The organism is Mycobacterium sp. (assembly GCF_025965855.1).
Lineage (GTDB): Bacteria > Actinomycetota > Actinomycetes > Mycobacteriales > Mycobacteriaceae > Mycobacterium.
On sequence record NZ_JAOPWB010000354.1, the window covers coordinates 1 to 9891 of the forward strand.

10 protein-coding genes and 1 pseudogene are annotated in these 9891 nt (G+C 69.1%); 5 read left to right on the top strand and 6 right to left on the bottom strand.

Annotation, left to right across the window (positions count from 1 at the left end):
• Nucleotides 1-726, top strand: a pseudogene (locus JWP83_RS30455) (hypothetical protein); the annotation flags it as partial.
• Between the two features lies 1 nt (nucleotide 727).
• Here JWP83_RS30455 and JWP83_RS30460 read toward each other — a convergent pair.
• The 3 genes from JWP83_RS30460 to JWP83_RS30470 form a co-directional block, all read right to left on the bottom strand.
• Nucleotides 728-1177, bottom strand: a complete 450-nt coding sequence (locus tag JWP83_RS30460; RefSeq protein ID WP_297739115.1) for a hypothetical protein — start codon at nucleotides 1175-1177, stop codon at nucleotides 728-730.
• 75 nt (nucleotides 1178-1252) lie between these two features.
• Nucleotides 1253-2359: an SAM-dependent methyltransferase gene (locus tag JWP83_RS30465; protein WP_297739118.1), complete on the bottom strand. Its 1107-nt coding sequence runs from the start codon at nucleotides 2357-2359 to the stop codon at nucleotides 1253-1255.
• A 13-nt stretch (nucleotides 2360-2372) separates the two neighbouring features.
• Nucleotides 2373-3329 (bottom strand): SDR family oxidoreductase, encoded by a 957-nt coding sequence (locus JWP83_RS30470; protein ID WP_297739121.1) that lies wholly within the window; start codon nucleotides 3327-3329, stop codon nucleotides 2373-2375.
• Between the two features lie 89 nt (nucleotides 3330-3418).
• On the opposite strand from JWP83_RS30470, the gene lnt reads away from it, so the two are divergent.
• Both lnt and JWP83_RS30480 read left to right on the top strand, forming a co-directional pair.
• Nucleotides 3419-4867 carry an apolipoprotein N-acyltransferase gene (gene lnt / locus JWP83_RS30475; RefSeq protein ID WP_297739140.1) on the top strand — a complete coding sequence of 483 codons (1449 nt, stop codon included), beginning with the start codon at nucleotides 3419-3421 and terminating at the stop codon, nucleotides 4865-4867.
• Nucleotides 4864-5586, top strand: coding sequence for an SHOCT domain-containing protein (locus JWP83_RS30480; protein WP_297739124.1), 723 nt, complete (start codon nucleotides 4864-4866; stop codon nucleotides 5584-5586). Before lnt ends, JWP83_RS30480 begins: the two co-directional genes overlap by 4 nt.
• Nucleotides 5587-5673: 87 nt before the next feature.
• Here the strand turns inward: JWP83_RS30480 and JWP83_RS30485 are convergent, their stop codons facing one another.
• Genes JWP83_RS30485 through JWP83_RS30495 form a run of 3 tightly spaced genes read right to left on the bottom strand, consistent with a single transcriptional unit; the run spans nucleotide 5674 to nucleotide 7716 of the window.
• Nucleotides 5674-5949 carry a hypothetical protein gene (locus JWP83_RS30485; protein ID WP_297739127.1) on the bottom strand — a complete coding sequence of 92 codons (276 nt, stop codon included), beginning with the start codon at nucleotides 5947-5949 and terminating at the stop codon, nucleotides 5674-5676.
• Between the two features lie 58 nt (nucleotides 5950-6007).
• Nucleotides 6008-6631 (bottom strand): MBL fold metallo-hydrolase, encoded by a 624-nt coding sequence (locus JWP83_RS30490; RefSeq protein WP_297739131.1) that lies wholly within the window; start codon nucleotides 6629-6631, stop codon nucleotides 6008-6010.
• Nucleotides 6631-7716 carry an S-(hydroxymethyl)mycothiol dehydrogenase gene (locus JWP83_RS30495; RefSeq protein WP_297739134.1) on the bottom strand — a complete coding sequence of 362 codons (1086 nt, stop codon included), beginning with the start codon at nucleotides 7714-7716 and terminating at the stop codon, nucleotides 6631-6633. Before JWP83_RS30495 ends, JWP83_RS30490 begins: the two co-directional genes overlap by 1 nt.
• Nucleotides 7717-7896: 180 nt before the next feature.
• Between JWP83_RS30495 and JWP83_RS30500 the strand changes: the two genes are divergently transcribed.
• On the top strand, nucleotides 7897-8916 hold the full coding sequence (locus JWP83_RS30500; RefSeq protein ID WP_297739143.1) for a class I SAM-dependent methyltransferase: 1020 nt from the start codon (nucleotides 7897-7899) through the stop codon (nucleotides 8914-8916).
• Nucleotides 8916-9743 (top strand): serine hydrolase, encoded by an 828-nt coding sequence (locus tag JWP83_RS30505; protein ID WP_297739137.1) that lies wholly within the window; start codon nucleotides 8916-8918, stop codon nucleotides 9741-9743. Before JWP83_RS30500 ends, JWP83_RS30505 begins: the two co-directional genes overlap by 1 nt.
• Nucleotides 9744-9891 lie beyond the last annotated feature (148 nt).

Here is a 9891-nt window from a genome sequence, read left to right on the forward strand (position 1 = left end):
GCGCTGGCGCCCCCGGCACGGCCGTGGCCGGGTCGTAGCGCCGGCGGGACCGCGACGGCCGCGGCGCCGGCATCGGTGATGATGCCCGCAGTGGCCTGGTCGGAGGCCGGCACCGATTCTCGCGTCCTGCCCGGCGGCGCCGTCGGCACGTCCGCGCGCCCGGCGCTGAAGTTCGAGGAAGCCGAGCGCCCACCCGCGGAACCCAAGAACTCGGTCATTCCCTGGCGCCGGCTGCCCGTGGTGGTGGTCATCGGCGCCGTGGTGGCGATCCTGCTGGTGGGCATCGCGCTGGCCATTGGCCTGGGCTCCAGCGACAAGCCGGCGACGACGCCGGGCGGCAGCACGACTCCGGCTTCCCCGGCGCCGCCCGCCACCGGCGGTACTTCTCCGCCCGCCCCTGCGACCCAGTCGCCGCCCCCGCCGTCGGGCATCGACACGAACCCCCCGCCCGCGACGAATGCGCCCAGCCCCGCGCCCCCGGCCACTCAAGAGGGGACGGACGCTCCGGCACCGCCGGCGGCCCCGCCCGAGCCGGTCGCGCCACCGCCGGCGGAGCCACCGCCGGCCCCGGCCGCACCGCCGCCCCCGGCCGCGCCGCCGGTTGCGCCGATCCCGCGAATTCCGCCGATCCCGCCGATCCCGCGCATCCCCGGGTTCAACGCGCCGATCCCCGGTCTCCCGGGAGTCCCGAGTCTAGTCAGCCAGATTGCTCCGCGCGGCCACTGAATTAGCGCTCGGCTGGGCGCTTTTCGCCCTTGTTCTCCTGTGCCCCGGCTTTCTTTAGCTCCTCGTTCAGGGCCTTGTCCTTCTCGATCTGGTCCTTTCGGGCTTCGTCGTCTCGGCCTTCATCGGCCTGCGCCTTTTGGTCCGAGCCGGCTTCTGAGCCGGAATCGTCGGGCGACTCGCATTTCGGGTTGCCGTCCTCGTCCAGCCAATCGTTGACCGCCGTGCCCGTCACCATCGCGCCGGAACCTGGCAGCACCAGGGTGGGCCGGTCTTCGTAGGCCGTCATCATCTCGGCGGCCTTTTTCTTGTGGCCCTCGTCCGGCTCCGGCTTCTCGGTCAGCGGCCGGTCTTCCTTCTGGCCCGAGTCCTTGCCCGAGTCCTTGCCCGAGTCCTGGTCGGTTGCTTGCTGATCCTCTTGCGGACCAGCCACTTTGTCGTCCTGCACGCTCATGCACGTACCCCCTTGGAGTCGCAGCGTCGACTATCCACGGGGGTTACCCGCTGTAGCAGTGTGTCGAAACTCTCATCAATGCGAGCGTTCGCGCTTGGCCAGCACCAGTGAGGCCAGCGGAATCCGCATGGGCTCGGGCGCGTTTGACAAACGTCCAGCAACGGCGGTCTCCAACCGTTCGACGAACTCGACCGCTCGCGGGTCATTGGCGCCACCGTCCAACCCGCCCGCCAGGGCCGGGAAGACCGCGGCCCGCGCGAACGCCGCCCATTGCTCGCCGAAAGCCTCTGCGTCGTCGTCGGTTTGCAACCTGGCCCAGAATCGGTCCTCGGCGTTGAACGTCTCGAGGTGCTCGATCGTCAGGCCCTCGAACCGCCCGCTCGGCGCAAACGGGGCGCGAAAGTCCTTCTCGCCGCGGACGAATGTGGGAATGGCCATGCGGCGCGGCTCGTGCTCGCCGAGCAGGCCGTCGCGCGCCTGATCGGCCAGCGCCGCGACGATCGCGTCGAGCAGCGGCCTGAAGCCGGTTGTGCCGTCCTCGTCGACGGCCGACGTCATCACCACCAGCCGCCCCCCGGGAACCAACTCGCGCCCGCGGAACGCCACGAAGTCGTTCCAGTCGACGGCGGCCTGGTGGGCGTAGGCCGCGCGGGCCGCGTCGTCATTGCTGTAGGCGACGTGCACGTGATCGTGCAGTTCGCAGGGGATGCGGCTCACCCACTGGGTCGCCCACGACGTCCAGCCGAGGTTGACCGTGTTGGACGGCAGCAGCTGGCCGTAAAAGGACCGCCCGATTGCCGAGGCGAAACTTGTGGTGTCCGTTTGCAAATAGCTGTCCGGATCGTCGGCCAGGGTCCGAAACAGGGCCGTGAAATCGTTGTCCGGTACGTCGGTGTGCGCCACCAGGATCGCGTGGTCGTGGCGGGTCCGCCCGCGCAGCACGGCAATGCCGGCCGACATCGGCTTCAACGAATTGTGCCCGTTGGCGGCGCCGTAGTCGACGATGACGATCGGCTGGGGAGCCGCGGGGATCGGCACTTGTTCGGCGGCGCGCTCGAACAGCGCGATGCCCTGGGCCAGGCCGGCGGCCTGTAGCCGGGACGACTGGGTGTAGGTCGCGCTGGCCGTCGGCTCTGGCCGGACCACGATGCTCGACTCGCGCAGACGAGGTACCGGCCGCATGCACCAACGATAGTCAGTCCGGCGTCGGGTAGCTGACTCCGGTGAGCTGCTCGGACAGCTCCCACAGTCGCCGGCAGTCGTCTTCGTCGCGGGCGAGCTTGGGCACCTTGGCGAGCGCGACCCCGCCGCCGGCCGCCTCGTAGATCCCGCGCGGTCCGTAGAACACGCCGCCCTCGGCGTGCGGCGCGGCGGCCGCGTACAGCGCCGGCAGAATCCCCTCGTCGATCTCCTGCCACAGGAACGGCGCGAAACGCCAGGACGCCTTGTACAGCCTTTCCATCAGCGCGGGCCTTTCGCGGCCGAGCGAGGGCCCGGCGGTCTGCAGGTTGGTCTTGGTCAAGCCGGGGTGCGCGGCGTTGGACACGATGCCCCAGCCGCCGGCGCGGCTGCGCCGGTCCAGTTCGAGGGCGAACATCAGGACCGCCAGCTTCGACTGGCCATAGGCCGACATGGCCGCGTAGGACCTCTCGAATTGCGGGTCGTCGAAGTGGATCTTGCCGCTTTGGCGGGCCGCGAGGCTGCTCAGCGAGACGACGCGGGCGCCCTTGGCGGCGCGCAACAGCGGCAGCAGGTGCCCGGTCAGCGCGAAGTGCCCGAGATGGTTGCTGCCGAACTGCAATTCGAAACCGTCGGCGGTGGTGTCGCGTTTCGGTGGTGTCATGACGCCGGCGTTGTTGATCAGGATGTCGATCGGGCGGCCCTCGGCGTTGAGTTGTTCGCCCAACGCGGCGACGGCGGCCAGCGACGACAGGTCGAGGGATTTGATGGTCAGCTTGGCGTCGGGAACCGTGGCGCGGATTTCCTCGATCGCCTTTTCCCCTTTGGCGCGGTTGCGGATCGCCATCACGACGTCGGCCCCGGCGGCCGACAGGCGCCGGGCGAGCCCAAAGCCCAGACCGCTGTTGGCCCCGGTGACGATTGCCAGCTTGCCCGACAGATCGGGAACCGTCGCGACGAGATCGTTGGCCATGCGTATCACTCCTTAGTCGGTTTGCGCCCCGTCCTAGTCTGCTCTTTGTGTCGCGCTCAGCGAACCCTTGCGGCAATCTGATCGCCGCGTTGGTGCTCGGCGCGCTGCCCGCGCTCGCCTTTCCCGCGCCGGCGTGGTGGTGGCTGGCCTGGTTCGGCCTGGTCCCGCTGCTGTTGGTGGTGCGGGCGGCGCCGTCCGCGTGGGAAGCGGCCGCGCGGGCCTGGTGCGGTGTCGCCGGGTTTGTGCTGGCCAGCCAGTACTGGCTGGTGACCAGCACCGGCCCGCTGCTCGTGCTGTTGGCCGTCGGGTTCGGTGCGCTCTGGCTGCCGTGGGGGTGGTTGGCGCATCGGTTGTTGTCCGCGCCGGTCGGCCTGGGGCGAACGGTCGCCGCCATGGTGGTGCTGCCCAGCGCGTGGGTGGCGGCCGAAGTCGTGCGGTCCTGGCCGCCGCTGGGCGGTTCGTGGGCGGCTCTGGGCGCGTCGCAAGCCGCCCAGCCGGTGACGCTGGCGTCGGCGTCGCTGGGTGGGGTGTGGCTGACGAGTTTCCTTGTGGTTGCGGTCAATACGGGTCTCGTCGGGCTTTTGGTGCAGCGGGCCGCTTTAGGCCGGGTCGTCACCGTGGCGTGCGCGGTGGTGTGCGCCGCGCTGGGCCCGGCCTGGTATCTGCTGGGCCCGTCGCCGGCCGGCGGGGCGACGGTGCGCGTGGCGCTGGTGCAGCCCGGTGAGATCGCCGACTCCGGCGACCGCGAGGCGGCCAGCGAGGCGCTCACCGCGACGGTCGCCGGCCAGCGGCTCGACCTGGTGGTCTGGGGAGAAAGCAGCGTGGGCTCCGATCTCGCCAGCCACCCGGAGGTCTTGGCGCGGCTGACCGACCTGTCGCGCCGGGTGGGCGCGGACCTGCTGGTCAACGTCGACGCGCCGGCGCCGGGAGGCGGGATCTACAAGTCGGCGGTGCTCGTCGGGGAGCGCGGACAGTTGGGCAGTTACCGGAAGACCCGGTTGGTGCCCTTCGGCGAATACGTCCCGCTGCGACCGCTTTTCGGCTGGATCACCCGCCACAGCCGGGCCGCCGCCGAGGACCGACAAAGGGGAACCGGCCCCGTGGTGCTGAACGCCGCGGGCCTGCCCATCGGACCGCTGATCAGCTACGAGACCCTCTTCTCCGACCTGGCCCGGCGGGAGGCGCGGCTGGGCGCCGGTTTGTTGGTGTATCAGAGTTCCACGTCGTCATTCCAGGGGAGTTGGGCGCAGCCGCAGCTGGCCGCCCAGCCCGCGGTGCGCGCCGTCGAGGCGGGCCGCCCGGCGGTGCACGTCGGATTGTCCGGCGACAGCTCGGCCTTCGACGCGCGCGGCCACCGGCTGGCCTGGTGCCCGTCGGGGTTTCGGGGTGTGACCGTGGTCAGCGTGCCGCTGGGATCGACTGTCACGCCGTACCAACGGCTGGGGGACTGGGTGCCGGTGCTGGCGTTCGTGATCCTCGGCGGCTTTGCGCTCTTTCGCTGGCATCGCCTGGCCCGCGGTGCCACACTGCGTGCATGACCAGCAGACGGCTCGCAAAGATTTCGCTGGCCACCGCGGTCGTGCTGATGATCGTGTCGGTGGGCGGCTTCATCGTCGCCCTGGTGCTCAACACGTTCTTTCTGGACAAGTACGACGCCTACGGCGAGGTGGCGATCCCGGGCTCGGGCAGCATGTCCCTGCCCGCCGGTGAAGTCACCGTCAGCCTGCACACCGTCGTGGTCGGCAGTCCCAGCGGCGGCCTGCCGGTGCCGCCGCTCGGGGTCACGATCGGGCCGCCCGAGGGGGTGGCGCAGCCGGTGGTCAGCGAAAGCATAGGCAGCACAACGACGGTCAACAACGACGCGCACGTGCGGGTGTGGGTGGCCCAGATTCCGGTCAGCGGCACCTACAACATCACGACGGACGGCCAGGTCAACGGATACATCAACCCGCGACTGGCTTTCGGCCACAAGAGTTCCTACGGCTTCCTGGTGTGGTTGTTCGTCGCCCTGTTCGTGGTGGGACTGGTCGATTCGATCCTGTCGGGCATGTGGTTGTCCCGCACCCGCCGCAGGGCGGTGGTGGCAGCCAACCCGTACTACCAACCGTCGGTGGTGGTGCCGCCCGTTGTGCACGAACCCGGCGACGAGGGGGTCCGCCTCGAGCGACTCAAAACGCTTACGGCGCTGCGGGATTCGGGGGCCTTGACGGCGGACGAGTTCGAGGCCGAGAAGCGCCGGATCCTCGAGGGGTATTGAGTTCGTTGTCGCGGGCGTAACGCCACGGCGAAATTCGGCGAGAAATTTCGCCGTGGCGTTACGCCCGCGGGCAAGGCTGGGCAGACATCAGGGCAATGACTTGATGACACGGAGCAGCTCGTGCAGCCGGGGTGCGTCGTCGCTGAGCGCGTAGGCCTCGAGCCAGTTGGTGACTTTGGCCATCAGCTCGGGAGGTATGGGCGAACTTTGGTGTGCCATGGTTTGCAGCACTGTGCCGATTGCTGTGTATGACTCGCCGGAACCGATGCTGGCGTAAAGCTGGGAGCGGTCGGGCTCGGCGAGTAGAGGGCTGATCGCATCAGCCAGTTCCCACGCCAGGTCGGATTCAGCCCTATCGTCCACATTCTCATTTTCGTTGGCCGGAGACGTTTGTGCTGAGCGAGCGACACGCCGGCGAGGCCTAGTGGCCGCGCGCGACCCACTCCTCGTAGTGGACGATCTCGTCGCCGATGGTGGTGCTGTCACCGTGTCCCGTATGCACGACGGTGTCGCCGGGCAACTTGCCCAGGCGTCCCGAGATGGACTGCAGGATCGTGGGGAAGTCGGAATAGGAGCGCCCCGTCGCGCCCGGGCCGCCGGAGAACAGTGTGTCGCCGCTGAACACTGTTCCTAACTCGGGGGCATGCCAGCACACCGATCCAGGGGAGTGGCCGGGGGTGTGCAGTGCCCGCAACTCGGTGCCGGCGACATTCAGTGCGTCCCCGTCGAAAACCGCCCGAAACTCCTTGTCCGGGTGGGTCATCCGCCACAGGACGTCGTCGCCGGGGTGCAGCAGCACCGGCGCGTCGAGGGCCGCGCCGAGTTCGGGAGCCACGGTGACGTGGTCGTTGTGGCCGTGCGTGCACACCACCGCGACCACATTGCGGCCGCCGACGGCCGCCACGATGGGTTCGGCGGTGTGGGCGGCGTCGAAAACCACCACCTCGGAGTCGTCGCCGACGATCCAGATGTTGTTGTCGACTTCCCAACTGCCGCCGTCGAGTTCGAAGGTTCCGTGGGTGACGACCCGCTCGATCCCGGCCATTACAGGATCACCACCGAACGCAGCACCTTGCCGCCATGCATCTTGTGGAACGCCTCCTCGACGTCGTCGAGCCCGATGCGTTCGGAGACGAACTTGTCCAACGGCAGCCGGCCCTGCAGGTACAGGTCGATCAGGGTGGGGAAGTCGCGTTCGGGCAGGCAGTCGCCGTACCACGACGACTTCAGCGACCCGCCGTGGCTGAAGAAGTCCAAAAGCGGCATCTCCAGGCGCATGTCGGGCGTAGGAACGCCAACCAGCACAACGGTTCCGGCGAGGTCGCGGGCGTAGAACGCCTGCTGCCAGGTTTCGGGCCGGCCCACGGCGTCGATCGCCACGTTGACGCCGAACCCGTCGGTGAGGTCCTGGATCGTCTCGACCACATCGAATTCGCGGGCGTTGACGGTGTGGGTGGCGCCGAACTTGCGGGCCAGGTCCAGCTTCGTGTTGTCGGTGTCGACGGCGATGATCTGCCGGGCCCCGACCAGCGCGGCCCCCGCGATCGCGGCGTCGCCCACACCGCCGCAACCGATCACGGCGACGGTGTCGTCGCGGGTCACCGCCCCGGTGTTGATGGCGGCACCCAGCCCGGCCATCACGCCGCAGCCCAGCAGCCCGGCGACCGCGGGGTCGGCTTGGGCGTCGACCTTGGTGCATTGGCCGGCATGCACCAGCGTCTTGTCGGCGAATGCCCCGATGCCCAGCGCCGGTGTCAGTTCCGTGCCGTCGGTCAGTGTCATCTTCTGTTCGGCGTTGAACGTGTCGAAGCAGTATTGCGGCCTGCCGCGCTTGCAGGCCCGGCACTGCCCGCACACGGCGCGCCAGTTCAAGATCACGAAATCGCCCGGCTCGACCGCCGTCACGCCCGGCCCGACCGCTTCCACCCGGCCGGCGGCCTCGTGGCCCAGCAGGAACGGATAGTCGTCGTTGATGCCGCCCTCGCGGTAGGTCAGGTCGGTGTGGCACACCCCGCAGGCGATGACGTCGACCACCGCCTCACCGGGCCCGGGATCGGGGACGACGATGTCCACCAGCTCGACGGGTTCGCCCTTTTTGCGTGAAATCACTCCGCGCACTGTCTGACTCATGGGCTACAACCTACTGGCGGGCCAATCCGGTGCTGGCGTCGAGTCTGCGCTGAGATCGCCCACCTCAGCGAAATGCACGCGCTGAGCGCAGACTCGGCGCGACAAAACCCCGGTGTAGCGTCGCTGGATGTGACGGCATCTGAGACCGCCTCGGAAACCACAGAAGAATTCGCCGGGCGAATGGTCGCGGCCATCGACGGCGCGAGCCTCACGATCCTGCTGAGCATTGGGCACCAGACCGGGCTGTTCGACACGATGGCCGGGCTGCCGCCCGCCACCAGCGCCAGGATCGCCGAGGCCGCCGGCCTCAACGAACGCTATGTGCGGGAGTGGCTGGCCGGCATGACCACCGGGCACGTCGTCGACTTTGACGCCGCCACCGCCACCTACTCGTTGCCCGCGCACCGGGCGGCCGCGCTCACCCGCGCGGCGGGGCCGGACAACCTGGCTTTGGTGGCCCTGTTCGTGCCGCAGCTCGGCGAGGTCGAGCAGAAGATCGTCGGCTGCTTCCGCGAGGGCGGGGGGTTGCCCTACGGCGAGTTCCCGCGCTTCCACACGCTGATGGCCGAGATGAGCGCCGCGGTGTTCGACAATGCGCTCGTCGACGTCGTGCTGCCGTTGGTCGACGGCCTGCCCGACCGCCTGCGCTCCGGAGCGGACGTGGCCGATTTCGGGTGCGGCAGCGGTCATGCGATCAACGTGATGGCCGAGGCGTTCCCGGCGAGCAGGTTCACCGGCATCGACTTCTCCGACGAGGCCATCGCGGCCGGCGTCCAGGAGGCCGCTCGCCTGGGCCTGACGAATGCGGCCTTCGAAAGCCACAATCTGGCGCAGCTCGACAAGCGCGAGGCCTACGACGTCATCACCGCGTTCGACGCCATCCACGATCAGGCGCAGCCGCCGCGGGTGCTGGAGAACATCTACCGCGCCCTGCGGCCCGGCGGCGTCTTCTTGATGGCCGACATCAAGGCGTCGAGCCGGCTCGAGGAGAACGTCGACGTCGCGATGAGCACCTACCTCTACACGACCTCGCTGATGCACTGCATGACGGTGTCGCTGGCGCTGGACGGCGACGGGCTGGGCGCGGCCTGGGGCACGCAGCTGGCCACCTCGATGCTCGCCGACGCCGGGTTCGACGACGTCCGCATGGCCGAGGTCGACTCGGACCCGATCAACAGCTACTACATCGCCAGGAAGTGATGGCCGCTTCCGACGGCCTGGAGGCCATTGCCGGCTGGCCGGTCACGGCCGCGGCCGCCGCGGTCATCGGACCTAGCGGAGTGCTGGCCAGTTACGGCGACACCGAGCGGGTCTTCGAGCTGGCGTCGGTCACCAAGCCGCTGGTGGCCCGGGCCGCGCAGATCGCGATCGAGGAGGGGGTCGTCGAGCTGGACACCCCGGCGGGCCCGCCAGGTTCCACGATTCGCCACCTGTTGGCGCACGCGTCGGGCCTGGCGATGCACTCCGATCGGGTGCTGACCAAGCCCGGCACCCGACGGATGTATTCCAACCATGGCTTCACCGTGCTGGCCCAGACCGTGGAGGCGGAGTCGGGGATCGAATTCGGCCGCTACCTGGCCGAGGCGGTGTGCGAACCGCTCGGCATGGCGACGACCCGGTTGAACGGCGGCACCGTGGCCGCCGGCTTCGGCGCGACGTCCACGGTCGCCGACCTGGCGGCCTTCGCGGGCGAGCTGCTGCGCCCGGCGACGGTCTCGGCGCAGTTGCACGACGCGGCCACGACCGTGCAATTTCCCGGCCTGGACGGGGTGCTGCCCGGCTACGGGGTGCAGCGGCCCAACGACTGGGGGCTGGGTTTCGAGCTCAAGGACACCAAATCGCCGCACTGGACGGGGGCGCGCAACTCGGTGCGAACGTACGGCCATTTCGGCCAGGCAGGCGGGTTTATCTGGGCGGATCCCGAGGCCGAGCTGGCGCTGGTAGTGCTCACCGACCGCGATTTCGGCGAGTGGGCGCTGGATCCGTGGCCCGCGGTCTCGGACGCGGTGATCTCCGAGTACAGCTAATTCGGACTGCACACTAGCGCAACAGGGGCATCACAGGGCACAATAGACACGCAGGACACAAAAATATTCACAATCCTCCGCTAGCTATCTCGCTTCGCAGGTCCACCAGGTCGTTGGGGAAGACGTCCCTCGTGGAACCGAAGGAGCA

What these genes read in the sequence shown, in the direction of transcription:
- JWP83_RS30500 (WP_297739143.1), top strand. Translation starts at nt 7,897, where the DNA reads ATGGTCGCGGCCATCGACGGCGCGAGCCTCACGATCCTGCTGAGCATT.
- JWP83_RS30465 (WP_297739118.1), bottom strand. Translation starts at nt 2,359, where the DNA reads ATGCGGCCGGTACCTCGTCTGCGCGAGTCGAGCATCGTGGTCCGGCCA.
- JWP83_RS30495 (WP_297739134.1), bottom strand. Translation starts at nt 7,716, where the DNA reads ATGAGTCAGACAGTGCGCGGAGTGATTTCACGCAAAAAGGGCGAACCC.
- JWP83_RS30480 (WP_297739124.1), top strand. Translation starts at nt 4,864, where the DNA reads ATGACCAGCAGACGGCTCGCAAAGATTTCGCTGGCCACCGCGGTCGTG.
- JWP83_RS30490 (WP_297739131.1), bottom strand. Translation starts at nt 6,631, where the DNA reads ATGGCCGGGATCGAGCGGGTCGTCACCCACGGAACCTTCGAACTCGAC.
- JWP83_RS30460 (WP_297739115.1), bottom strand. Translation starts at nt 1,177, where the DNA reads ATGAGCGTGCAGGACGACAAAGTGGCTGGTCCGCAAGAGGATCAGCAA.
- JWP83_RS30470 (WP_297739121.1), bottom strand. Translation starts at nt 3,329, where the DNA reads ATGGCCAACGATCTCGTCGCGACGGTTCCCGATCTGTCGGGCAAGCTG.
- JWP83_RS30505 (WP_297739137.1), top strand. Translation starts at nt 8,916, where the DNA reads ATGGCCGCTTCCGACGGCCTGGAGGCCATTGCCGGCTGGCCGGTCACG.